At 67.9% G+C, this 24,213-nt stretch carries 14 protein-coding genes, 1 tRNA gene and 1 pseudogene; 5 read left to right on the forward strand and 11 right to left on the reverse strand.

Annotation, left to right across the window (positions count from 1 at the left end):
- Nucleotides 1–51: 51 nt before the first annotated feature.
- Nucleotides 52–1,278: a L,D-transpeptidase gene (locus K6T84_RS22055; RefSeq protein ID WP_224865090.1), complete on the reverse strand. Its 1,227-nt coding sequence runs from the start codon at nucleotides 1,276–1,278 to the stop codon at nucleotides 52–54.
- Between the two features lie 149 nt (nucleotides 1,279–1,427).
- Here K6T84_RS22055 and K6T84_RS22060 point away from each other — a divergent pair.
- A tRNA-Lys gene (locus tag K6T84_RS22060) sits at nucleotides 1,428–1,500 on the forward strand.
- Between the two features lie 20 nt (nucleotides 1,501–1,520).
- On the opposite strand, the gene K6T84_RS22065 is transcribed toward K6T84_RS22060, so the two are convergent.
- Together K6T84_RS22065 and K6T84_RS22070 are read right to left on the reverse strand one after the other, a co-directional pair.
- The gene (locus K6T84_RS22065) at nucleotides 1,521–3,857 is read right to left on the reverse strand and encodes an amino acid permease (RefSeq protein ID WP_225401722.1); all 2,337 of its coding nucleotides are present in this window, start codon (nucleotides 3,855–3,857) and stop codon (nucleotides 1,521–1,523) included.
- A gap of 69 nt (nucleotides 3,858–3,926) precedes the next feature.
- Nucleotides 3,927–4,154: a DUF3618 domain-containing protein gene (locus K6T84_RS22070; RefSeq protein ID WP_224865088.1), complete on the reverse strand. Its 228-nt coding sequence runs from the start codon at nucleotides 4,152–4,154 to the stop codon at nucleotides 3,927–3,929.
- A 96-nt stretch (nucleotides 4,155–4,250) separates the two neighbouring features.
- Here K6T84_RS22070 and bcp point away from each other — a divergent pair, with 96 nt between their 5' ends.
- On the forward strand, nucleotides 4,251–4,724 hold the full coding sequence (bcp, locus tag K6T84_RS22075) for a thioredoxin-dependent thiol peroxidase (protein WP_224865087.1): 474 nt from the start codon (nucleotides 4,251–4,253) through the stop codon (nucleotides 4,722–4,724).
- Between the two features lie 7 nt (nucleotides 4,725–4,731).
- Here bcp and K6T84_RS22080 read toward each other — a convergent pair.
- Nucleotides 4,732–4,836: pseudogene (locus K6T84_RS22080) on the reverse strand (3-keto-5-aminohexanoate cleavage protein); the annotation flags it as partial.
- A gap of 105 nt (nucleotides 4,837–4,941) precedes the next feature.
- Between K6T84_RS22080 and K6T84_RS22085 the strand changes: the two are divergent.
- Nucleotides 4,942–5,976 carry an FAD/NAD(P)-binding protein gene (locus K6T84_RS22085; protein WP_225401721.1) on the forward strand — a complete coding sequence of 345 codons (1,035 nt, stop codon included), beginning with the start codon at nucleotides 4,942–4,944 and terminating at the stop codon, nucleotides 5,974–5,976.
- A 6-nt stretch (nucleotides 5,977–5,982) separates the two neighbouring features.
- On the opposite strand, the gene K6T84_RS22090 is transcribed toward K6T84_RS22085, so the two are convergent.
- The 4 genes from K6T84_RS22090 to K6T84_RS22105 all read right to left on the reverse strand — a co-directional run bounded on the left by K6T84_RS22090 (nucleotide 5,983) and on the right by K6T84_RS22105 (nucleotide 10,769).
- Nucleotides 5,983–6,909: a LysR family transcriptional regulator gene (locus tag K6T84_RS22090; protein ID WP_225401720.1), complete on the reverse strand. Its 927-nt coding sequence runs from the start codon at nucleotides 6,907–6,909 to the stop codon at nucleotides 5,983–5,985.
- Between the two features lie 57 nt (nucleotides 6,910–6,966).
- Nucleotides 6,967–8,304 (reverse strand): dipeptidase, encoded by a 1,338-nt coding sequence (locus tag K6T84_RS22095; protein WP_225401719.1) that lies wholly within the window; start codon nucleotides 8,302–8,304, stop codon nucleotides 6,967–6,969.
- Between the two features lie 94 nt (nucleotides 8,305–8,398).
- Complete coding sequence (gene acpS, locus K6T84_RS22100; protein ID WP_225401718.1) at nucleotides 8,399–8,788, reverse strand: holo-ACP synthase AcpS; 390 nt, start codon at nucleotides 8,786–8,788, stop codon at nucleotides 8,399–8,401.
- Between the two features lie 106 nt (nucleotides 8,789–8,894).
- Nucleotides 8,895–10,769 carry a DUF1254 domain-containing protein gene (locus tag K6T84_RS22105; protein WP_225401717.1) on the reverse strand — a complete coding sequence of 625 codons (1,875 nt, stop codon included), beginning with the start codon at nucleotides 10,767–10,769 and terminating at the stop codon, nucleotides 8,895–8,897.
- 135 nt (nucleotides 10,770–10,904) lie between these two features.
- Here K6T84_RS22105 and K6T84_RS22110 point away from each other — a divergent pair, with 135 nt between their 5' ends.
- Nucleotides 10,905–12,131 carry an Rv1453 family transcriptional regulator gene (locus tag K6T84_RS22110; protein WP_225401716.1) on the forward strand — a complete coding sequence of 409 codons (1,227 nt, stop codon included), beginning with the start codon at nucleotides 10,905–10,907 and terminating at the stop codon, nucleotides 12,129–12,131.
- Between the two features lie 16 nt (nucleotides 12,132–12,147).
- Here the strand turns inward: K6T84_RS22110 and K6T84_RS22115 are convergent, their stop codons facing one another.
- Together K6T84_RS22115 and K6T84_RS22120 are read right to left on the reverse strand one after the other, a co-directional pair.
- Nucleotides 12,148–21,387 carry a type I polyketide synthase gene (locus K6T84_RS22115; RefSeq protein ID WP_224865082.1) on the reverse strand — a complete coding sequence of 3,080 codons (9,240 nt, stop codon included), beginning with the start codon at nucleotides 21,385–21,387 and terminating at the stop codon, nucleotides 12,148–12,150.
- A 387-nt stretch (nucleotides 21,388–21,774) separates the two neighbouring features.
- Nucleotides 21,775–22,488 (reverse strand): DUF1906 domain-containing protein, encoded by a 714-nt coding sequence (locus tag K6T84_RS22120; RefSeq protein ID WP_224865081.1) that lies wholly within the window; start codon nucleotides 22,486–22,488, stop codon nucleotides 21,775–21,777.
- Nucleotides 22,489–22,617: 129 nt separating this feature from the next.
- On the opposite strand from K6T84_RS22120, the gene K6T84_RS22125 reads away from it, so the two are divergent.
- Entirely contained in the window at nucleotides 22,618–23,892 is a 1,275-nt protein-coding gene (locus K6T84_RS22125) for an MFS transporter (RefSeq protein ID WP_225401715.1), read from the forward strand.
- On the opposite strand, the gene K6T84_RS22130 is transcribed toward K6T84_RS22125, so the two are convergent.
- Nucleotides 23,828–24,190, reverse strand: a complete 363-nt coding sequence (locus tag K6T84_RS22130) for a DUF732 domain-containing protein (protein ID WP_225401714.1) — start codon at nucleotides 24,188–24,190, stop codon at nucleotides 23,828–23,830. The two genes, K6T84_RS22125 and K6T84_RS22130, sit on opposite strands and share 65 nt — an antisense overlap.
- Nucleotides 24,191–24,213: the final 23 nt, after the last annotated feature.

Raw genomic sequence — 24,213 nt, forward strand, 5'->3', positions numbered from 1 at the left:
TGTCGGCAACCCACGTTCACATGTGAGTGAGGCCCCAGCCCCCCATACCGTCTAGCGCGTTGGTTCGTTGGCGTTGCCGGCCAGCCACTGCGACCACGGGACGTTCCAGTCACCGAGGCCCTCGATCCCGGGCAGTGGCGGCCCGATCGTGTTGGAGATCTGCACGATGTCGCCGCGCTTGACGTGGTCGTAGAACCACAGGGCGTTGCTGGGGCTCACGTTGATGCAGCCGTGGCTGGTGTTGGCGTAGCCCTGGGCGCCCACCGACCAAGGTGCCGAGTGCACGAAGATCCCGCTGTAGGAGATCTGGGTGGCCCAGTCGACGTCGGTGCGATAGCCGTTGGGCGAGTTGACCGGAACACCGTAGGTCGATGAGTCCATCACGATGTGGGCGAACCGTTCGCCGACGATGTAGGTGCCGTTGTTGGTGGGGGTGCTTTCCTTGCCCATCGACACCGGCATGGTCTTGGCGACCTCGCCATTGATGCGTACCACCATGGATTTGGTGTCGTCATCGACGGTGGCGATCAGCTCGTCGCCGATCACGAAGCGGCTGGCCGCGTTGTCCTGGCCGTACACACCGTTGCCCAGGTCGATCCCGTAGGTGTTCACCGCCACGTTCACGGTGGTTCCGGGCTTCCAGTAGGACTGCGGCCGCCAGCGCACCTCGCGACTGTTGAGCCAGTAGAACGCGCCCGTCACCTCCGGCTCGGTGGTGATCTTGATGGCCTTCTCGGCCGCGGCACGGTCGGCGATGTTCTCGTCGAACTTGATCATCACCGGCTGTCCGACGCCGACGACCTCACCCTCGCGCGGCACGATGTAGGGCATCGTCAGGTTCTGCGGCGAGTGGGTCTGGAAGGTCATCTGACGGCTGGTCGCACCGCCGAGTCCGAGTGACTTCGCGGTCACCGTATAGCGCTTGTTGTAGCCGAGCGGTTCGGTCGTCGACCACGTCAGCCCGTCGGCGCTGAGCTTGCCGTCGACGACCGCGCCGTTCTCGTTGACCATCGTCACCGAGTCGAGCACGCCGTCCTCGGAGGTCACCGTCACCGGAGTGTCCACCGCCACACCGACAGCCTTGTCGGTGACCGATGCGGTGAGCTTGGGCACCAGCAGGTCGGCAAAAGGGGTGCCCTTGTCCGTGATGATCTTGGCGGCTTCGGCATCGGCATTGTTGCCGCACGCGCTCAGCCCCAGCATCACAGCCGGCACCACCAGCAACGCCACCAGCCGGAATCGCTCCCGCCGGCGGCGCGTCGAACCAACCTGCGTCATGTTCTTCCCACCTAATAACCTGCTCAAACTGCTCGCAGGCAGTCTAGTGGGTAAAAGGTCGCACCGCTTATGTCGCGAGTTCGGCCGCCGGTGATTTCGCCCGGCGGCGCAGGGCCTGTTATTGTCTCTCTCGCGGTCTTGACCGCCCAGCGCCGTTAGCTCAGTTGGTAGAGCAGCTGACTCTTAATCAGCGGGTCCGGGGTTCGAAACCCTGACGGCGCACCCACACCGCACGACGTGCGCTACTCGGCCGGTTCCGGCTCTTCTGTGACGTCGACGATCCGATAGCTCGGATCAGCCATGTACACCGGCTCGTTGCCGCTCTGCCGGGCCTTGCCGGTGAGCGCGACGATGTCCCCGGGGGCGATGTCGGTACCCCGCCCGGCGTGGAACCTGGCGCGCAGCTCACCGCTGCCGTCGCCGATCACCACCACGCGCACCGGCTTTCCGCGGCTGATCGTGTCGTCGACCTCACTGACCCGGCCCTCGACGGTGGCCAGGTGCCCGGCGATCAGCCCGTCCACGGCGATGACGTCCGGCGGTGGCACCGGATGCTCGTAGCGGTCGAACACCTGCTGGTCGTTGCGGGCCACCCACTGCTGCAGTTTCTCGACCTCACGGGCCAGCCGCTGCTCGAACAGGTCCGGGAACGCCTGCCGGATCCGCGATTGCACGTCGTAGGGCACGATCGTGGCCGCCGCGTCGGGAATCAGGCTCACCGCCTTGGCGATCCGGTCGGCGGTGCGGTCGTGCAGCAGCCGGCCCAGCACCGGCGCGTAGGTGCGCCGGGGCAGCAGAACAGTCACGTGCGAGTCGGGGTATTCGCGGCGCGCGGCGTCCACCAGTTGTTGAGCCGTGCGGGTCAGCCGGCGATCCGGGCAGTCCACCACCCGCAGTGGGGTGTCCAGCCCGTAGTAGTCCCAGCGCCGTTGCAGCACCGCGGCATGGGCTGCGTCGAGCATCAGGTGCACGGCGGTCAGATCATCGGCATGCAAGCCCCTGCCGTAACGCAGGGCCTCCACGACGGCCGGGTCCAGCGAATGCACGAACACCATCACCCGGTGCCGGGCGTACTTGATGACGTCGGGACGGTCGGTGCGGAATCGCTCCAGAATCGCGGCTTCGGCGCGATATTCGCGGTTCAGGCGGATCAGGGCCAGAACCAGCAGCGGGAAGATCACCACCACCAGCCACGCCCCCTCGGTGAACTTCGCCACCGCGAAGATGCCCACCACGACGGTGGACAGCACCGCTGCCGAGAGGTTGATGGCGAATTTGCGGCGCCAGCCCGGTTCCCGGTGTGTCACATGATGTTTGGTCATCCCGTAGCCGGCCATCGCGAACCCGGTGAACACTCCGATGGCGTAGAACGGCACCAGCGCGTTGACCGAACCTCCGGTTATCACCAGCAGTGCCAGCGCCAGCACGGCCAGGGTGATGATCCCGTTGGAGAACACCAGCCGATGACCGCGCTTGGTCAACTGCCGGGGCAGAAAACGGTCTTCGGCGACGAAGCTGGCCAGCATGGGGAATCCATTGAAGCTGGTGTTGGCCCCGGTGAACAGGATCAGCGCCGTCGCGGCCTGTACCAGGACGTAGAGGATCTGTCCCAGCCACCCGCCGCCGAACACCGCCCGCGCCACCTCGGACAGCACCGAGGGATAGCCGGCCGCATAGGGCGGGGTGTGCGTACGAAACGCCAGGTAGGTGACGCCGGCCAGCAGGAACCCCAGGATGCAGGCCATCGTGGTGAGCACTCGGCGGGCGTTGCGGCCCTGCGGCTTGTGGAAGACGCTGACGGTGTTGGAGATGGCCTCAACACCGGTCAGCGACGATCCACCGTTGGCGAACGCCCGCAGCACCACCAGGATCGTCGCCCCCATCACCAGCCCGTCGCTGTGATGGACCGGTATGGTTCCGGCGATGTTCTCGGCGTCGTAAACCGGTAGGCCCCAGAAGATCTCACGCACCACACCGGTGACGATCATCAGCCCGAGCATGACCACGAAGAAGTAGGTCGGGATCGCGAATGATCGACCGGCCTCCCTGACGCCGCGCAGGTTCGCATAACACATCCCGATCACCACGGCCACGGTGATCTCCAGGCTGTAGGGGCCCAGCGGGCGGATGGCCGAGACGACGGCCACCGTGCCGGCCGCGGACTGCACCGCCACCGTCACCACGTAGTCGATCAGCAGCGCCGCCGCCGCGACCTGTGCCGCGCGCGGGCCGAAGTTCTCCCGCGCCACGATGTAGGACCCACCCGCGCGGGTGTATGTCATCACCACCTGGCGATACGACGCCGTCACCAGCACGAGGATCAACAGCACCACGCCGGTGATCGGCAGCAGCAGGGTGAACGCGGCCAGGCCTGCGAACGGCAGCAGCTCGATCAGTATCTCTTCGACACCGTAAGCATTCGAGGAGATGGCGTCGGGTGAAAGTACGCCCAGGGCAACGGGATTGGACAGCCGCTGGGACTGCAGCTGCCCGGTGACCAACGGCCGGCCGAGCAGCAGCCGTTTGAGCGTGTAGCCGATGGTGTCCGGCCTGGGGGCCGGTGGTTGTTGCGCGTGCACCGCAACATCCTTGTCCTGACGGCTTCGCGGCGCCAGAGCCAATCTTCGCGCTACTGCGCGGGGACGCCGTTAGCGGCGGCGGACCCGGCGGAACGCCAGGATGACGAGTAGGCCTCCTGCACCGGCCAGCGAGACCAGCACCACCGGTTGCGTGACGAACTCGACGGCTCGAGCCTTGACCCGGTCGGCCAGCTGACGGGGGTTCGCCCGCTCCGCAAGAATGTCCACCGTCGACGCCAGCTGCTCGCGCGCCTGATCGATGTCCCTCTTGATCCGTTCGGGATCGCGCTCCGCCACTGTCGTCCTCCCTGTCCGCCCGAGTCTGTCCTTGTCGAACTACCCTAGAGCAGCCGGGGTGATTCGCACCCTCCGGCGAGCAGAAAGGGGCAGTCGTTGACCGACACCGCACGCCTGACGACGGGCGACAAAGCGCCCGCGTTCAGCCTTCCCGACGCCGACGGCAACACCGTGTCACTGGCCGATTACCGGGGGCGGCGGGTCGTCGTCTACTTCTACCCGGCGGCGTCCACCCCCGGCTGCACCAAGCAGGCCTGCGACTTCCGGGACAACCTGCGCGAGTTCAACGACGCCGGACTCGACGTCGTGGGCATCTCCCCCGACAAGCCGGCCAAGCTGGCCAAGTTCCGCGACGCCGAAGGTCTGACCTTCCCGCTGCTGTCCGACCCGGACCGCACGGTTTTGGCGGCCTGGGGCGCCTACGGCGAGAAGATGATGTACGGCAAGAAGGTGCAGGGCGTGATCCGCTCGACGTTCGTCGTCGACGAGCAGGGCAAGATCGCCGAGGCTCAGTACAACGTGCGGGCCACCGGGCACGTCGCCAAACTACGGCGGGATCTCGACGTCTGAGTCGCTGGGCGTGGTGGGTGAATCCGACCTGGCCCCGCCGGCGGTTCGGGGCGTACCCCAGTTTCGCCAACGTCTCGTCGGCGTCGGCGTAGGCGGTCCCGATCCGGGCCACAACCACCGCTTGTGGGTAGACAAAGACAAACCACTAGTCACAGCCGGCAATCGGGCGGAGCATTGTGCTCACGGCGCGCTGACCCCGACCCTGGAAGGCAGGACAATGACGCTGCACAGCTGGGCGGTGATAGGAGCCGGCCCCGCGGGGATCGCCGCGGTGGGCAGACTGCTCGATCATGGCATCACCGGGGAGCAGATCGCCTGGGTCGACCCTGAATTCGCCGCCGGTGACCTGGGCACCAAATGGCGTGCCGTCCCGGGCAACACCCATGTCGGACTGTTCCTCGACTACTTGAAGGCCTCACCGTCGTTTCGTTTCGCCGACGCTCCCCCGTTCGAGCTGACCGACATCGACCCCGGCCAGACGTGCCTACTCGGCCTGGTCGCCGATCCGCTGCTCTGGATCACGCAGCACCTGAGTGAGCGGGTCAATTCGATTCGCGCGACGGCAACCGACCTCACCTTGCGCAACCGACGGTGGGTGGTGCGCACAACGGGCAGCGAGATCGAGGCGCTGAACGTCATACTTGCCGTCGGTTCGGTTCCCAAGAAGCTCGATCACCGGTTGGAGGAGATTCCGCTCGAGGTCGCCCTCGACCCCGAAAAGCTCGGACAGCTAGCCTTGGCGGATGCCACGGTGGCCGTCTTCGGCTCGTCGCACTCATCGATGGTGGCACTGCCCAACCTGTTAGCGACGCCCGTCCAGAAGGTGGTCAACTTCTACCGAAGCCCAACCAAATACGCTCTGTACCTGGACGACCGGATTCTCTTCGATGACAGCGGCCTCAAAGGCAGAGCCGCCGAGTGGGCCCGCGAGAACATTGACGGGACACACCCCGAGCGTCTCGAAAGATACCGGGTGGACAGCCCGGAGTTCTCCGAACAGCTGTCGGCCTGCAGTCACGTCGTCTATACCGTGGGGTTCACCCGAAGACAGCTCCCGGCGGCCCCGCAGTGGGGCGAGCTGGAATACGATTCCGCCAACGGGATTCTCGCCCCGGGATTGTTCGGGGTGGGAATTGCCTTCCCCGAGTACGGAATCGACTCCTTCGGATCTGCCGAATACCGCGTCGGACTGAGCAAGTTCATGCATCGGATCAATTGCGTCCTGCCCCTGTGGCTGAAGTACAGCGCCTAGCGGTCGTCAGCCGATGTGACTCAACAGGTCCCGGACCGCACCGGCCGGTGGCGTCCGCCCGCCCGTCCAGATCGCCCTCAGATCGCGGTGCAGATCCAGTTCCGGCACTACTACCCGTCGTAGCCGGCCGACCGCAAGGTCATCGGCGACCGCCAACCTGCTCATCACCGCCGGGCCGGCCCCGGCCAGGACAGCCCCGCGCACGGCCACCGAAGAAGACAACTCCAACACCGGATGTGCTTCCTGGACATCGTGGCCCAGGACAGCGCGCAAGGCCGCCGTCAGTGAATCGCGGGTTCCCGAGCCGAGTTCCCGTACCACCAGGGGAGTCCCGCTGAGCTCGGCCGCACTCACGCCCTTGGCGCGGCGCGCCCACTTGTGGCCGGGTGGCACGATCACCACGAGATCGTCGTGCGCGACAACCCGGCTTCGGATACCGGACAACACCCCCGGGCTCTCGATGAAGCCCAGGTCCGCCGATCCGTCTCGGACGCTCGAGATCGCCTGCTCGCTGTTGGTCGCGGTCAAGACGACCTCCGGGGCCGCCCGGCCGGCGCGGGTGGCGGAGGCCTGCAGCGACACGATCCATCGGGGCATCAGTTGCTCGGCGATCGTCAGACTCGCGGCCACCTTCATCTTCTGGCGGCTCTCGGTCCGCAGCGACGCCAGTCCCGCATCGACCTGCGCGGCGACGTCCAGGAGTTGATCCGCCCACTCCGTCACGACGGCGCCGGCCGAAGTCAGTCGGGAGCCCCTGGCAGTTCGGACTGCAAGCCGCACACCGATCTGCGCCTCCATGGCCGACAGGCGTGCCGAAACCGCCTGCTGCGTCAGGCCCAATTGCTTGCCGGCGGCGCCGAGACTGCCGGTCTGTGCGATGGCCAGCAACACTTCGAACGCCGACAATTCGGGCATGCGGGAGCTGAGCGCCATCTCCCCATGCAATCACAAGTCGCCGTTGTGGGCCGGCCGATCAGGGCCCTGCGATCATCAGTTGGGCTGGCCACCCAGTTTGGCCAGCAGGAGCGCCTCGGCGGTGGCGGCGCGTTCCAGCACCCCCAGATGCAAACTCTCGTTGATGCTGTGCGCCTGGGTCCCCGGATCTTCCACTCCGGTCACCAGGATGGTCGCCTGAGGATAGGCGGCGGCGAACTCGGCGATGAACGGGATCGAGCCGCCCATGCCCATGTCGATCGGTTCGACACCCCACCCCTGGGTGAACGCCGCCCTGGCCGCGTCGTACACCGGGCCGCTGGCGTCGATGGCATACGGCTGGCCGACATCTCCGGGGGTGACGGTGACGTGCGCTCCCCACGGGACATGTTGTTCCAGATGGGTTATCAGCGCCCGCAGATGTTGGGCGGCATCCCCGCCGGGAGCCACCCGCAGGCTGATCTTGGCCCGGGCACGTGGGATCAACGTGTTCGATGACGCCGCGATGCTGGTCGTGTCGATACCGATGACGGTGATCGCCGGCTTCGCCCACATCCGCTGCGGCACCGAGCCGGATCCGATCTCGGCCACACCGTCGAGCAGGCCGGTATCGGCACGCACCCGACCCGGCGGGTAATCGACTGGAGCCGCAGTGCTTTCGTGCAGGCCGGCAACCGCAACGTTGCCGTCGTCATCGTGCAGACCGGCCAGCAGTCGCACCAGCACGCTCAGCGCGTCGGGCGCCACCCCACCCCACAGCCCGGAATGCAGGCCGTGCTCCAGCGTGGCGACTTCCACCACGCAGTCGGCCAGGCCGCGCAGTGACACCGTCAGCGCGGGGGTTTCGGTGCTCCAGTTGTCGGAGTCGGCGATCACGATCACGTCGGCGCGAAGGGCGTCGCGGTGCGCGGCGAGCAGCGCGCCCAGCGACGGTGACCCGGACTCCTCCTCACCCTCGACGAAGACCGTCACCCCGACCGGAGGCCGGCCGCCGTGCGCCCGGAAGGCCGCCAGATGTGTTGCGATGCCGGCTTTGTCGTCGGCACTGCCGCGACCATAGAGCCGGCCGTCACGCTCGGTCGGTTCGAACGGCGGCGAGGTCCACTGGCTCGCGTCGCCCTCGGGCTGCACGTCGTGGTGGGCATAGAGCAGTACCGTCGGCGCGCCTTCGGGCGCTGGATAGTGCGCGATCACCGCCGGGGCGCCGCCCTCGGCAACGATGCGCACCTCGGGAAATCCCGCCTGGCTCAGCAGGTCTGCGGTCAGCTGCGCGCTGCGATGCACCTCGGGCCGGCGTGCCGGGTCGGCCCACACCGATTCGATGCGCACCAGTGCTTCCAGGTCGGCCCGCACCGATGGCAGGACATCGCGCACTCGCTGTACCAGATCACTCACGGTTCACCACCCCTTCCCATCGAGGGTGCACCTAGGCACACCCTCACCTGGGATTTTGCCGGACACTTGTGCACGCTCGCGGGAGGAGGGGCGATCAGGTCTCCAGGATGACGACGGCGGCCGCAGTGTCGGCCTCGTGGGTCAGCGACACGTGGATCGTCACCTCGGCCAGGTGCCGGCCGATCTCCCCGGAGAGCCGCACCTTGGGCCGGCCCCACATGTCGGTGACCACCTCGATGTCGCGGTGAATCGCCTCCGGCAGGACCGGCTTCTGGGCGAACCGCGATCCCGACCAGGCCTTGATCACCGCCTCCTTGGCCGCCCAGCGGGCCGCCAGGTGCCGGGCCGCCGACGAACTCTTGTCGGAGGCGTCACGCCGCTCACCGGGGGTGAACGTCTCGGCGAACACCGTGCCCGGTTGGTCGACCTGCTCGGCGAAGTCGGGGATGGAAACAAGGTCGATCCCGACACCAACGATTGCCACGAACCGTAATCTATCGAATACGGGCGCTCAACGGGTATCACCGGCATGGCCGGGGCCAGGTCGTGGCTCATCCTGGCGCCCCGGGTCACCACGTCCGACCGACACGTTACGGCGCCAGATCGCCTAGCAGATAGCTGAATCCCGCCGAGAGCATCTCCGAGATCGATTGGCTGGACTGGGCCAGCTGATCCCATGCGGAGGTGAAGTCGCTCGCTGAAAGTGTGTAGCTGTCGGCGTGCATGATCGCCACCGACAAGTCATCGCGAGCGTTGAGAATGCCTGCCGTGATGCTGCTCGCCGGGTCGGTGAAAATGTCGTTGAACAGGGTGTCCAGCCCCAATGCGTGACCGCCGCTGCCCAACGCGAGGTCGAGGCGCAGCGCCGCCAGAACCATCGGCATTTCGATGTCTTTGACCGCCAGGGGCAGGTTGTTGATCAGCGCCGACAGGCTGCCGAGGGGATCGGCAAAGACGGCGTGGCCCAGAGTGCTCATGTCGGGAACCAGCGTCGGATCGGTGATTCGATCCAACACCGAGGGCACATCGGTCTGCCCGCCGAATATCTGGTTGAACTCGTCGGCGCCGATTGCGTTCTTGATCTGGTCGAGTTCGAGGTGGGCCGTCGCCCAGCCGGGGCCGAGGAGTTGATGCTGGCTATAGCCGTTCTCGAACAGTCGAAGTTGAAGGTCGGCGGCGCGTTCTGCGGCACTGACCGTCGGCATGTCAGCCGGTAACGCGTTGCGGACGTCGGCGATGTTGACCACCTCGGTCTGCACGCCGGCAGTCGGTCCAGAGCCGGTCACTCCCTGCCAGCGCATCAGGATATTTCCGTCGGGGGCTCCGGAGTTGTCAATCCAGTTCGCCACACCCGGGTCCTGGCCGCTGATGACGTAGTAGGTGAAGCCGTCCGCGTCATGGAACGTATTGGTGACATTGAGCGAGCCCTGTGCGGTCACCGACGAATAATTGTTCGCCCAGGCGTCGTTACTCTGGATCGCCGAATAGGGGGCGTCGATATTGGGCACCTTGACGATGAGCGCCTGATCGGCCCCGAGGGCGAAGTGACCGAAGCTGGCGAGTTGCCCGGGCAGGATCGGCCCGCCGGCGATCTGCCCGAGCGTTGCGGAGATGGGCGTGAACGAGTTGTCCGGGAGCGTGTCTTGGAGGTGCTGAATCCCGTAGTTGGTCGGCGCACCGTTGTCGTGAACCATCGCGGTGGCCAGGGCGCCCAGCGTCGACGAGATCTGACTGTCCGAGAGCACCGGCATGATGAACGACGATTGAGATTCGTAGGTGATGTTGTCGTGCAGCAGACCCCAGTCACCGATGGTGTCGCGCGTGATGAGGGTCTGGGCCCCGGAGGTGTCCACCCAGTTGCCGGGCTGCTCCGTGGGGCTGAGCGTGATCGTGTAGGTGCCATCGGAGTTGGGGGTGAATTGCGACAGGTCGTAGCCGCGCAGCGACACGAAATCCTGGGTCAGGCCGTCACCCGACATCGGCGTGAAGGTCACATCCTTGGTGCCGGGTCCGGGGTCGATGGTGACCGTCTGCGGCTGATCTCCGAGCGTGACGAAGTGATAGAAGGTGTCCGGGTTCGGATCATTGTTGAAGCTCTGCGGTTCCGCGGCACCGGCATTGGTCACGTACCGGAACACGCCCCCATTGAGCTCGTAGCCCTTATCCGTCTCAATCTGATTGAGCTCCAGGCGAAGCCCGGCCATCGCGGTGTTCTGAATGTATTGGGGCAGCCGGGTCAGATCGAACGGCGTGATGAACGGGTAGGCACTGTTGGTCGCCGAGATCTGTTGCGCCGCGTCGTGCAACGCGTCGACCGCCGATTGCAGTTCCGATGAGCCGGCGGTCAGATACACCCCGCGCACCAGAGCGTCAGGAGCGGATGATGCCACCGGGGCAGCGATGACGACGCCGGCACCGACCAGGGCGATACCGGTGGTCACGTAGGGACGAAGCGCTGAATTCATGGGTTGTACCTCAGATGTCGTTGAGTGAGAGTTGCATCACTGTAACGACGGGGTAGCACGCTCCGTCCAGCACAAAATGCCGCAAATACGCCTATTCCGCGCTACATAATGTCGCACAAGTCTACGGTGGTCCCCATGCCGTGGAATGCTCCGTCACCGCAGGTCTGCGAGCTGATCCGGCAGGGCGCCCAGGCGGTCATCAATGCGCCTGCTGAATGGCTCGATGAGCTGGATCGGGCCACGGTCGCCGCCAATCCGGCGCTGGCCGCCGATCCGACTTTGGCCGCAGCGATCAGCCGTACCAACCGCGCCAATCTCATCTACTGGGCCACCGCAAACATGCGTGACCCCGGCGCGCAAGTGCCCGCCAACCTCGGCCCGGAACCACTCGGGATCGCGCGTGATCTGGTACGCCGCGGACTGGACGCCGCCGAACTGGATGCATACCGCGTCGCGGAGGGCGAGGCCTGGCGGCGCTGGATGCAGATCGCGTTTGCCCTGACCTCCGATCCAGCCGAACTCTACGAGCTGCTCGATGTGTCGTCGCGGTCTATCAGCACCTTCATCGACGCCACACTGGCCGGCATCTCCGCTCAGATCGAACTGGAGCGCGACGAGCTGACCCGCGGCACCCACGCGGAACGCCGAGAAGTGGTCGCGTTGCTTCTCGATGGGGCGCCCATCAGAGTGCAGCGCGCTGAAGCCCGCCTCGGCTACCCGCTGCAACGGCGCCAAACCGCGGCGATCATCTGGACCGATAACACTGCGGGCGATCTGAGCCACCTCGATCGCACCGCCGAAGCGTTCGCCCAAGCAGCCGGGTCGCCGCGCCCCCTGAGCGTCCTGGCCACTGCAGCCAGCCGCTGGGTATGGGTAGCCGGTGGCGCCGATCTGGATACCGGTCGGCTGCGTGCGGCCATCGACGCGACCCCGGATGTTCGGATGACGATCGGACCTACCCACGACGGCATCGACGGGTTTCGCCGCAGCCACTTCGCCGCACTGACCGCCCAGCGGATGCTGACCCGGCTCAACTCACCTCAGCGACTGGCGTTCTACACCGACGTTCAGCTGACCGCGTTGATCACCCACGACCCCCAAGCCGCCGACGAATTCATCAACGAGGTACTGGGCGACTTCCGGTCGGCAAGCGCCCAAATGCATACCGCTGTGCTGACGTTCATCCACGAGCAGTGCAACGCCTCGCGCACGGCCGCGCGGCTGTACACCCACCGCAGCACGCTGTTACGGCGGCTGGACCAGGCTGACCGGATGCTGCCGAAACCCCTGGCCGACAACATCGTTCAAGTGGCGGTCGCACTCGATGCGCTCCGCTGGCGCGAAGCCAACGCCACCAGCTGAACGCAGCCCGGAGACCTCAGCCGATGTAGACGTCGCCGTCGCCGAGCCGAGCCGCCGGGTTGAGCAGCATCGCCGACTCCTGGCGCTTCTCCGACGTATCGTGGTCGAACCGCCGGTCGGCGGGCCGCTCGTACATCGGCTTGCCGCCGGCGATAGCCGAGGCGAGCCGACGCTGACCGGCCAGCACGCGCCCGGAGGCCTGCGCCAGGTACGCCTCGCGCTGAGCCGGGTCGAGCGCGGCCAGGAACGCCTGCGGGTGGACCAACGCGACCAGACCGGACACGTGGCCGAATCCGAGGCTGGTGACCAGACCGGCCTTGAGCGGGAACTTCTCCCCCAGCTCCAGCGTCTCGCGCACCCACACCAGGTGCCCGGCACCAGCCAGCTCGTCGTCGACGCAGTCCAGGCTGCGGTTCGGCGGGATGACCCCGTCGCGCAGCACCTGGCACAGCCCCATCAGCTGGAAGACCGCCGCGCCGCCCTTGGCGTGCCCGGTGAGGCTCTTCTGGCTGATCACGAACAGCGGCGCGCCGTCCGAGCGGCCCAGCGAGTCGGCCAGCCGCTCATGCAGCTCGGTCTCGTTGGGGTCGTTGGCCAGCGTCGAGGTGTCATGCTTGGAGATCACCGCGATGTCGTCGGCACCCACCCCCAGCTTGGCCAGCGAACGGGCCAGCATCGAGTCGCTGCCACCCCGGCCGGCGCCGAGCGCACCCAGGCCCGGGGCCGGGATGGAGGTGTGCACGCCGTCGGCGAAGCTCTGCGCGTAGCCCACCACCGCCAGCACCGGCAGACCCATCTTGGCCGCCAGGTCGCCGCGGGCCAGCAGGATGGTGCCACCGCCCTGGGCCTCGACAAAGCCCAGCCGGCGCCGGTCGTTGGCGCGGGAGAACTTCGAGTCGCTGATGCCCTTGGCCCGCATCATCTCGGTGTCGGCGGTGGCCGCCATGTCACCGAAGCCGATGATGGCCTCCAGCGTCAGGTCGTCGTAGCCGCCGGCGACCACCAGCTCGGCCTTGCCCAGCCGGATCTTGTCGACGCCCTCTTCGACCGAGACCGCTGCGGTGGCGCAGGCCGCCACCGGGTGGATCATCGAGCCGTAGGACCCGACGTAGCTCTGAACCACGTGCGCGGCAACGACGTTCGGCAGAACCTCTTGCAGGATGTCGTTCGGCTTGGCCTTCCCGAGCAGGTTGCCGTGGTACATGGTCTGCATGGAGGTCATGCCGCCCATGCCGGTGCCCTGGGTGCTGGCCACCAGCGACGGGTGCACCCAGCGCATCAACTCGGTCGGGGTGAAGCCCGCCGACAGGAATGCGTCCACGGTCGCCACAATGTTCCACAGCGCCACCCGGTCGATCGAGGTGGCCATGTCGGCGCTGATGCCCCACACCGTCGGGTCGAATCCGGTCGGGATCTGAGCCCCCACGGTGCGTGACAGCTTGTTCTTGCGCGGCACCCGGATCTCGGTGCCCGCCTTGCGGATCACCTGCCAGTCCGATGAGTCCGGCACCGGGCGCACCACGGTGTGCTCGGGGTCGAACTCGACGAACGCCCGCGCGTCGGCCTCGCTGGAGACCACGAACGAGAAGTCCTTGTCCAGGAACACACTGACCAGCAGCGGCGAGGCGTGGTCGGGATCGATCGCGCCGTCGTCCACGAACTCGCGGACGCCGACCCGCTCCACCACGGTGTCGTGGTAACGCTCGACCAGTTCGGCCTCATCGATCAGCTCGCCGGTCGCGGTGTCGTACCAACCGGGGACCGGGTCGTCCTCCCACTTGACCAGACCGGTAGTCCAGGCCAGCTCCAGCACACCGGCGGCCGACAGCTCGCCGGAGACCTCCATCTCGAAGCGGGTGCGCGACGAGCCCAGCGGCCCCAGTTCGGCGCCGCCGACGATGACCACCAGGTCGGCCGGGTCGACGTCGAGGTCTTCCCAGACCGGCGGGGGCGCCGGGGTGTAGCCGCGTGGCGGGTTCGGTAGTGCCGGAATGGTTCCCTCGGTCACTTCGTCGTCGACGGACGCCTCCGCGGTCATCTCCTCGCGGGCCTTCGCGGCCAGCTCGGCCATGTCCAGGTTCGCCTCGGCCAGTCCGCCGGTCAGGTCGGCCTCGATCGGCGAGTTGGCCGCGGCCACCTTGGACTCGACGTCGCACAGACCCAGCAGCATCGCCGCCATCTGCTCGCTCGAGTAGGTGGTGACGCCGGCTTCCTCGACCGCGTCCACGATCACGTCGTTGTGGCCCATCAGCCCGGTGCCGCGGGTCCAGCCGATCAGGGCGTGCGCCAGGCTGACGCGAGACGCCCAGGACGACTCGGCCTTCCAGCGCGACACCAGCGCGTCCAGCGACGCCTTGGCCTCGCCGTAGGCGCCGTCACCGCCGAACATCCCGCGGTTGGGCGAGCCGGGCAGCACCACATGCAGCCGGGAGGCGATGTCGCGCTCGGCACCGATCTTCGACAGACCGGCGATCAGGCGCTGCACCGCCCACAGCAGGACCTTCATCTCCATCTCGGCACGCGCACCGACTTCCGAGAGGTCCCCGGTCACCCGCGGTGCCGCGAACGGGAACAGCAGCGTCGGGGTCTGCGCATCCTTGAGGTGAATCGACTGCGGCCCAAGGTTTTCGGACTGCTCGGTGCCCACCCACTCGACAAGTGCGTCGATGTCGGCGTAGGAGGCCATGTTGGCCGGCACCACCCACAGCGCCGCGCTGTAGCGGGCGTGCTCGCGGTACAGGTTGCGGTAGAACGCCAAGCGGTCGTCATCGAGCCGCGACGTGGTCGCGATGACGGTCGCGCCGCCCTCGAGCAGCTGACCGATCACCGAGGCGGCGATCGAGCCCTTCGAGGCGCCGGTCACCACCGCCACCTCGCTGCTGTAGTGGCCGCGACCGGGGTTCTCCGCACCGGCGGCGATCCGGGCGTACAACGAGCCGTGAATCTGCCGGCCGGAGGCCAGCGACCGGGCCTGCCACCAGGAAGCCTGGGTGGCCACCACGTGGCCGGCGCCCTCGAAGCGCTCCGCCAGCCGGGGCCAGTCGGCGTCGATGTCGCGCTCGTCGGTCAGCCAGAGCTTGACCAGGTCTTCGCGGGCACTGGCCCAGCGGTCGTCGAACAGCACCGCCTTGCGCCCGTCGAACGCCGGCGCCACCAGACGCGGCCAGTCCGAACCGAGTTCGGCACTGACCAGGTCGATCAGCTCGGCGTCGGTGGCCCCCGCGGGGACCGCGGCCATATCGTCGCTGAACCCGAGCTGACCCAGCACCAGCCGGGCCGCCGAGGCGAGCACGCCGTCACGGCCGGTGATCTGCGCGGTGAACTCTCCGAGCGCGGCGGCGTCCACCGTCGCGCCGCCGCCACCACCGGCGGACGGCAGGCTGACCGCGACACCGCGGCGCGCGGCGACCGCGGCGACGGCGGCATCGATAGCCTTGTCGACGGCGCCGCCGTCGGCCAGCGCGCCCTCATGCAGACCGCCCAGGGCTCCGCCGCGCACGCTGGTGCCCTCACGGGTGCCCAGCGCCACCTCGACGGTGACGTGCTTGGCCCAGCCGTCGCCGAGCTCCCAGGTCTTCTTGACCCGTTCGGCGATGGCGCCGGGGCGCTTGCCGGACGGCCCGAGGACCGTGCGGAGCTGGTCGTTGATCGCATCGGTCAGCACCGGGCCGTAAGGCTTATAGGTGCGCGCCAGCTTGGTCACCTGCGACTTCAGCCCGGACAGGTCTGCTTCGGCAGCGCCGTCGATGGCACCGAGGTTCAGCTCCGACCCCAGGTCCACCAGCAGCTGGTTGCGTCGCGAGGACGCGCCGTCGGTGATGGACTCGATGGAGTCCAGAGCCTCGATCTGGTCGATACGCATCTTGGCGCTCAGCGCGATCAACGCCAGCGTGGCGTCGGCGGCGTCGAACCCGATGTCGTCGGGGCGCGGGCCACCACTCGGCCCGGAAGGCGCAGCCGGTGCGGCGGGCGCTGAGGCCGCTTCCGCGGGAGCGCCGTCCGCCGATGCCTCGGCCGGGGCTTCCTCTTCTTCGGGCTCCGGCTCGGGGTCGGTGTCGGTGGCGAACAGCACCGCGGCGTCGCGCTCGCAGTTGAGCACTTCCACTGTGCTGTGGGCGTATTCGGGCAACTTGAGCGTGTTGGTGGCCAGCCCGGCGACCGTCGGGGCGGTCTTCACCCCGATCTCGACGAACCGCTCCACGCCCAAGCCGCCGGCGGCCTCCTCGATGAACAGCAGATCCTGGGTCTCGATCCAGCGCACCGGACTGGCGAACTGCCAGGCCAGCAGTTCGATGACGATCTTGCGGCACAAGTCGGCCGGCTTCTCGTTGCGCCAGGTGTCGTAGTCGGCCAGCACCTCGTCAAGCGGTTCGGCCGGCACCAGGTCACGGATCTCCTGGATGAACTCACGATCCAGGGTGAACGGTTTGGGCACCAGGTTGGGGATGTAGCGGCCGATGATCAGGTCGGGGTCCTGGCCACGCGGCATCACCCGCTCCAGCGAGCGGCGGAAGTCGTCGACGCCGATACGCAGCACCTCGGAGTGGAACGGCACGTCGATGCCGGGCACCAGGATGAACGACCGCTTGCCGCCGCTGATCTCGCGGCGCCGCTCGACCTCGGCCTCCAGCGCCTCCAGACCGGCGACGGTGCCGGCGATCGCGTACTGCGAACCGCGCAGGTTGAAGTTCACGATCTGCAGGAATTCGCCGGTGCGCTCGGCGATCTCGGCGACGAACGCGGTGACGTCGGCGTCGTCGAGGTCGATCTGCGACGGCCGGATCGCGGCCAGCCGGTAGTTGGACCGGCCCATCGCGTCGCGCGGCACGATGTCGTGCATCTTCGAGCCGCGGTGGAACACCACCTCCAGCAGCGCTTCCAGTTCGTAGACCCCGCTGACGCAGGCCAACGCGGTGTACTCACCCACCGAGTGACCGCAGGCGATCGCACCTTCGACGAAGGCGCCCTGCTCACGCATCTCGGCAACCTGTGCCGCGGCCACCGTGGCCATCGCCACCTGGGTGAACTGCGTCAGGTACAGCACACCCTCGGGGTGCTGGTAGTGCACCCCGGAGGCGATCAGGGACGTCGGGTTGTCGCGAACCACGTGCAGCACCGAGAAGCCCAGGGTGTCGCGGGTGAACTTGTCCGCGTCATCCCAGACCTTGCGGGCGGCCTTGGAACGGGCCCGGACCTCCATGCCCATGCCCTTGTGCTGAATGCCCTGCCCCGGGAACGCGTACACGGTCTTCGGCGCGGTCAGCCGTGCCGTCGCCGACATCACCAGATCCGAGCCGATGCGTGCCTGCACCTCCAGAACCTCTGCGCCCAAGTCGATTCCGACCCGGTCCACCCGGAAGTCGACGTCGTCGCCAGGCTTGACCATGCCCAGGAAACGCGCCGTCCACCCGATCATCCGGGCCGGCGGGCGGGCCCGGCCATCGGTGGCGGTCACCACGTGCTGGGCCGCGGCCGAGAGCCACATGCCGTGCACGATTGGGCCCGCCAGGCCGGCCAGCAGCGCGGCGGCCCGGTCGGTGTGAATGGGGTTGTGGTCACCGGAGACCACCGCGAACGGCCGCATGTCGACCGGCGCGGTCAGCGTCACGTCACGGCGACGACGACGGGGGGTGTCGGTGGCGTTGTCGGAGACCGCTCCACCGGCCCGCACCGGGTCGGTCAGCTCGGCGGCACCGGTGCGGCCGCGGATCGCGAACCGCTCCTCGAGGGTGGCCAGCACCGTTCCGTCGGCTGCGGTAACCGTCACCGAGACCGGGACGACACGACCCACCTCGGTGTCGGTGGCCGCCGAAGCCGTTGCCACGACGGTCAATTCGGCCGGCTCGGCAGGCAGTGCGGCAAGCAGGTGCGCCGCGTGGTCCAGGTGCACCAGCGAGAGCAGGCCCTCCACGACCGGGAATCCGGTGTCGGTGACCGCGGAGCCGATGGCGGCGAACACCGCGGGCCAGCAGCGGCCCACCAAGGCGTCGGGCACCGTCGACAGGCCGGGAGCCAGTGGCGCACCGAAGGTGGCGGTCACCCCGGCGTGGTCGGCGACCTGCTCGGGGTTCCAGCCCACCGTCACGGTGGCGGTGCCGTCGACGACCGGCGGCAGTGCGCCGGGACCGTCGACGCCCGCGGCGATCGCCAGCACCGAGCGCATGGCGGTGGCCGCGTCCTCGGTGGAGACCTGCGGGGTCGCGCCGTCGGCGGCCGACGGCGGAACGGTGAAGCGGATGTCGATCCAGACGCCGGACAGCGGCACGCTGAGCACGACATTCGACTCCGACTCGACCTCCAGGCGCGCCCCGGTCGACGGGTGGGTGGCGGTGCGGTTCTCGTGCACCTGCCACTCGTCGGAGGCAGCGATCCGGTGCACCGGGTTGGTGGCGGTGCGGCCGGCCCACAGCACGTCGGGGGCATCCAGCAGCACGGCCAGCGGACCGGTCACATCGGTGCGGCCCCGGCGGCGCGCGCTGACCGGTCGGGGCTCGCCGCCGGCGGCGAGCACCTGGTCGATCGCGGCCTGCTCGAAGCGGTCCAGCAGCTCACCGACCGGCTCGTCGACCCTGGTGATACCGGCGACCGCGGTGATGCCGGGAATGATGCAGACCTGCTCGGCGGTGTAGCGGGCATCGTGGGCCTGCCACAGCGAGTCGCTGCGCCACCAGCGGCGGACGTCCTTGTCGATCACCGGCACGAAGTTGACCGGCTTGCCCGGCGTCTTGCACAGCTGGGTGAAGAACGGCGCGTCTGCCGGGTGCAGGACGACGGTCTCGGCCTCCGGGTAGGCGGCCAGCAGCGCGGCGATGGCCTGGTCCGGGCGCTCCAGGATCGACGCGTGCGCGTCGGCGAACAGCGTCTCGATCGGGCCGGACTCGATCTCGTTGAGCCGGGCTTCGGCGCGCTGCAGCATCTGCCCGAACCGCTCGCGCCAGGTGTCGGCCAGCCAGGGGCTGTCCGGCGACGCGGTGTCGGCGGTGGAGTTCCCCTCACCGATCGTCAGCTCGACGTAGCGGCGCAGCCACTGCGCGTAGGTCATCTCGGTGACATCGCCGAAGTAGGGCTTGGCGGTGTCGGCCAGCGCCGCGATGATCTCGTCACGGCGGGCCGCGACCGCCTCACCGTCGCCGGCGACCTCGTCGAGCAGCCGTCCGCACCGCGAGGCGACGTTGTCGATCTCGTGGATGTCGGCGCCGAGCTGGCTGCGCGAAGAGGCCATGCCGCCCTGGGCTTTTCCGGCGCCGATCCAGTGGTCGGTGCCCTTGGTGTCGACCAGCATCTGCTTCACCGCCGGCGAAGTGGTGGCTTCCAGCGCGGCCATCGCCGCGGTGCCGACCAGGATGCCGTCCACCGGCATCGACGGGAAACCGTACTGCTGCGACCACCGCCCGGACAGGTACTCCGCAGCCTGCTCCGGGGTGCCGATTCCGCCGCCGACGCAGACGGTGATGTTGGGCTGCGAGCGCAGCTCGGAGTAGGTCGCCAGCAGCAGGTCGTCGAGGTCCTCCCAGGAGTGGTGGCCACCGGCGCGGCCACCTTCGACGTGCACGATCACCGGCGTGGTGGGCACCTCGGCGGCGATGCGGATCACCGACCGGATCTGCTCGACGGTGCCGGGCTTGAACACCACGTTGCTGATACCCGCCTCATTGAGCTCGGCGATCAGCTCGACGGCCTCCTCCAGCTCGGGGATGCCGGCACTGATCACCAGACCGTCGAACGGTGCACCGGACGCACGGGCCTTCTGCACCAAGCGTTTTCCGCCGACCTGCAGCTTCCACAGGTACGGGTCCAGGAACAGCGAGTTGAACTGGACCGTGCGGCCCGGCTCGAGAAGGGTGGTCAGCTCGGCGATGCGGGCATCGAAGATCTCTTCGGTGACCTGCCCACCGCCGGCCAGCTCTGACCAGTGTCCGGCGTTGGCGGCCGCGGCGACGATCTTGGCGTCGACGGTCGTCGGCGTCATCCCCGCCAGCAGGATCGGCGACCGGCCGGTCAACCGGGTGAACTTGGTGTCGAGCTTGATCCGGCCGTCGGGCAGCCGCACCGTCGAGGGCGCATAGCTGCTCCAGGGCCGGGCCACCTCCGGCACGGCGCCGATGGTGAACAGGTTGCGCTGGCCGCCGCGGGTGGCCACCGGCACGATCCCGATGCCCAGGCCGCGGATCACCGGTGCGGTCAGCCGGGTCAGGATGTCGCCGGGTCCCAGGTCCAGAATCCAGCGGGCACCCGCCTCGTGCAGTTCGGTGATCTCGTCGACCCAGTCGACCTGGCCGACCAGGATCGACTCGGCCGTCGCACGGGCCAGCGCGATGCCATCGGCGTCGAAGCCTGCCCGGGTGGCCCAGTCCACCACGATCTCGATGCCGTCGGCCAGCCGCGGCGAGTGGAATCCGACCTCAACCTGGACCGGCTCGAAGACCGGCGCGAACACCGCGCCGCCGCGCAGCTTGTTCTTGCGCTCGGCGGCCTCCTTCTCGGCGATCTGCTCGCAGTACAACTCGAAGCGCGACAGCTGCTCGGGGGTGCCGGTGATGACGACGGAACGCCGGCCGTTGCGGATGGACAGCACCGGCGGCAACACGGTCCGCACGTCCTGGGCGAACTCTTCCAGCAGTTCGTGGATGCGCTCGGGGTCGGCGTTGCCCACCGACACCATCGGCGAGCGGTCACCGAGGACCACGATGCCGCGACGACGCGCCACCAGGGTTCCGACGGCACCCACCAGCTGGGCGATCGCCAGCAGTTGCACGTCGGTGGCGCCGCCGGCCTTCACCGACTCGACGGCCAGGATTCCCTGGGAGTGTCCGGCAAGCGCGACCGGTGGGGTGGCCGACAGGTCCAGGCCCTGACGGGCCAGGGCCCGCACCGCGGCCATCTGGGTGAGCAGCACGCCCGGCACCGAGACCGCCGCCGAGGTCAACTGCTTGGCCGACGGAATCGCGTCCTCGGCGGCCAGCGCACGCACCCACTGCAGCGGCTCGAAGCCAATGGGCCGCACCACCACGAGTTCCTGGGCGACCGGCTGCAGCAGCAGGTCGGCTTCACCGGCCAGGGTGGCCAATTCGGTCTCGATCCCGGCCGAGGACACCAACTCCTCCAGCGACTCCAACCAGGCGCTGCCCTGACCGCCGAAGGCGACCGCGAACGGCTCACCGGCCGTCAGACGATCCACCAGTGCAGACGCGGCGTTTGCGAACGGCGCGGGATACGCACCTTCGGAAGCCACCCGATCGTGTTCGTGGATCGTCACGTTATGCATCTCCCCTGGTCTGGTACATCGCATCTGCGTCCTGGCCGATTCAGGCCTATACGGCTGTGGGCAGCGGGATCTCGCACCGTCGCTGCCTCGCTACAGCCGTAAGAGTGTCATAAGAACCTGTGCCGTTTCTGCAGCTAATTGGTTACTGGTGAGTTCTACGCTCGGGTAACCCAGCCCCGAATATCACCCGCTCCGACGACGGCCGCGAACGTCCGGTACAAACGTCCTGTTGGAGTGGGGTTACGGTTGAGTAGCCACAACGGCGCTGATCAAGGCTCCATTGTTATTGAATCGTTATAAACCGTCGGGCTGGGCCAACATGGCCGGTAGACAGCTGCGGCCCCGGTGTACAAGCGAGGCGGTGACGCCGGTCACCCGTCACACCCACTGACCGAATGCCGGCGTGAGTATCTCGTTGACGTCCACCCCGATGTCGCCGACCTTGCGCCGGTCGATCTCGACCTGGTGCAGGTTGGCCGCCGGGTGCGCGACACCGCCGGGTGAGCCGAAGTTGTGCTGCCAGAACAACGAACCCAGACCGTCCTGCAACGCCCACTCGATGGTCTTGGAGTTGGCGTACACACCGGTGCGGTCATGCCCGATCACCGACTCCCAGCCGCGCAGGTAGGGCGCCACCTGCTCCCGATACTGCTCGAACGTCGGGTTGTCATCGATCGAGGCGTAGATGGGCGCCTGATCCGGGCCGCCCGCCGCGTCGTGCAGTTGCCGGCCGCGCTTGCCGTGCTCGATCCCGGCGTCATGGCCGCCCAGCCAGTCTGCGGTGGCCTGCTTGCCGAACTGGTAGCAGGACACGATCTTCAGGCCGGCCTGATGCAGGTCGTGCGCCTCGGCCGCCTGCATCGGTTTGCCCAGCATCCATTCGGCCCCCGGTCGCCGGTCCGAGACGTACCGGATCGCTCCGGCCGCTCCGGCCGCCCGGATCTCGGCGCCCGACAGCACCCCGGCCGAGTAGTCCAGCAGGATGCCGAGCGGGTCCGCATCGGCGGCAGCAGCCAGCAGCGCCGACGCCGCGGCACCGAATCCGACCGCGGCCGGGGCCAGTTTGAGCACGTCACGCCGGGAAATCACCACGGTCACAGGATAGGGCAGCCCAGGACGGGTGATTTCGGCGCGGTTTTCTCCGCTCACCGGGCACTTTCGCGCCGAATTTGTGTGTAACCATTGCGAGGTCCGGCACCAGACAGACAAGGCGGGCCCAGATTGCGTCCCTGGATCGTGTGGGGCACCGGACTGCTGGCCTATGTGGTCGCGGTGCTGGACCGCACCACCTTCGGAGTGGCGGGCCTAGACGCCGCCGAGCGCTTTCACACCGGCCCGGGGGCCCTGTCGTCGTTCGTGCTCCTGCAGCTGGTCATTTACGCGGCCATGCAGATTCCGGCGGGCGTGCTGCTGGACCGCTTCGGCCCCAAGGCGATGATCGCCACCGGCGTCACGGTGTTGTCCGCCGCGCAGTTGACCCTGGCGCTGACCCACTCGCTGCCCATCGCGATCGGCTCCTACGGCGCGGTCGGATTCGGCGACGCGTTCATCTTCATCTCGGTCATCCGATTGCTGCCCAATTGGTTTGCCCCCGAACGCGTTCCGTTGCTGACCCAGCTGACAGGGATCTGCGGCCAGTTCGGCCAGCTGCTCTCGGCGGTGCCGTTCCTGGCGATTCTGCTGCGCGGCGGCTGGACGGCGGCATATCTGTCGACGGCGGCACTGGGCGTGCTGGCAGTAACCCTGATGCTTGCGCTGGGCCGCGACGCGCCCGAGGGCACACCGATCGCGTTGCAGTCACGCAGTTTTCGGACGGTGTTCGGTGACGTCAAGGCCGTCTGGTCAAGGCCCGGCACCAAGCTGGGTTTCTTCACCCATATGGGCACACCGTTTTCGGCCAATGTCTTCACGCTGATGTGGGGAGTGCCCTACCTCACCACCGCCCAAGGACTCTCCCGCGGTCTGGCCGGGGCGTCGCTGACGCTGTCGGTGGTGACGTTCGTGGTGGTCGGGCTGCTGGTCGGGACCCTGTCGGCTCGCCGTCCGCAGCACCGCGAGACGGTGGTGCTGACGATGATCGCGCTGACCGCCTTGGTCTGGACGGTGCTACTGGCGCTGCGTTCACCGGCGCCGCACTGGTTGCTTGCGGTGCTGATCGTGGTGATCTCGGCGGGCCAGCCGGTCTCGATCCTGGCCTTCGACTTCGCCCGCACCTTCAACCCGCCCGCCGCGCTGGGCACCGCGCAGGGCATGGTCAACACCGGTGGTTTCATCGCGACACTGCTGGTGATGCAAGCGATGGGGATCGTCATCGCGCTGGCCGGCGGTTATTCCTTCGCGGCCTTCCGGCTGGCCTGGACGGTGCAGTACGTCATCTGGGCGGTGGCCGCCGCCGGCGTCGTGATCACCTCACGCCGAGCCCGCGGCGGCCTCAGGGAAGCATCGTGTACGGGTCCGGCGACTGCGGACAGTAAGCGCTCCGCGCAGCTTCGATGACGGCATGCGCGTCACTGGGCGAGACCTGCAGATTCGCGATCACCGATACCGGAACCACCTTCGGGGCGACACCCAGCGACGAGCAGACCACGTGGGCCTCCTCCACCAAGATGGTGCCCAGCGACTCGCACTTGGCCGAGCCGCAGACTTGCTTGGCGGCATCGGGGTGCAGGCCCGACTGCTGCAGCTGATCGAAGAACACCTGATCTTCATCGGTGGGCTCGGCGCATGCGATAGGCATCAGCAGAACACCGGCAAGCAGGACGGCGAACGCGGCCGCGAGGGTTTTCCTGTTCATGGACCTGCCCCAATCCGCCCACT

The sequence above is a fragment of the Mycobacterium zoologicum genome (assembly GCF_020181635.2).
GTDB classification, from domain to species: domain Bacteria; phylum Actinomycetota; class Actinomycetes; order Mycobacteriales; family Mycobacteriaceae; genus Mycobacterium; species Mycobacterium zoologicum.

Bases quoted from the DNA above. Each gene is read 5' to 3' on its own strand.
- K6T84_RS22055 (WP_224865090.1), bottom strand. From the start codon at position 1,278: ATGACGCAGGTTGGTTCGACGCGCCGCCGGCGGGAGCGATTCCGGCTG.
- K6T84_RS22085 (WP_225401721.1), top strand. From the start codon at position 4,942: ATGACGCTGCACAGCTGGGCGGTGATAGGAGCCGGCCCCGCGGGGATC.
- K6T84_RS22090 (WP_225401720.1), bottom strand. From the start codon at position 6,909: ATGGCGCTCAGCTCCCGCATGCCCGAATTGTCGGCGTTCGAAGTGTTG.
- K6T84_RS22105 (WP_225401717.1), bottom strand. From the start codon at position 10,769: ATGAATTCAGCGCTTCGTCCCTACGTGACCACCGGTATCGCCCTGGTC.
- K6T84_RS22110 (WP_225401716.1), top strand. From the start codon at position 10,905: ATGCCGTGGAATGCTCCGTCACCGCAGGTCTGCGAGCTGATCCGGCAG.
- K6T84_RS22130 (WP_225401714.1), bottom strand. From the start codon at position 24,190: ATGAACAGGAAAACCCTCGCGGCCGCGTTCGCCGTCCTGCTTGCCGGT.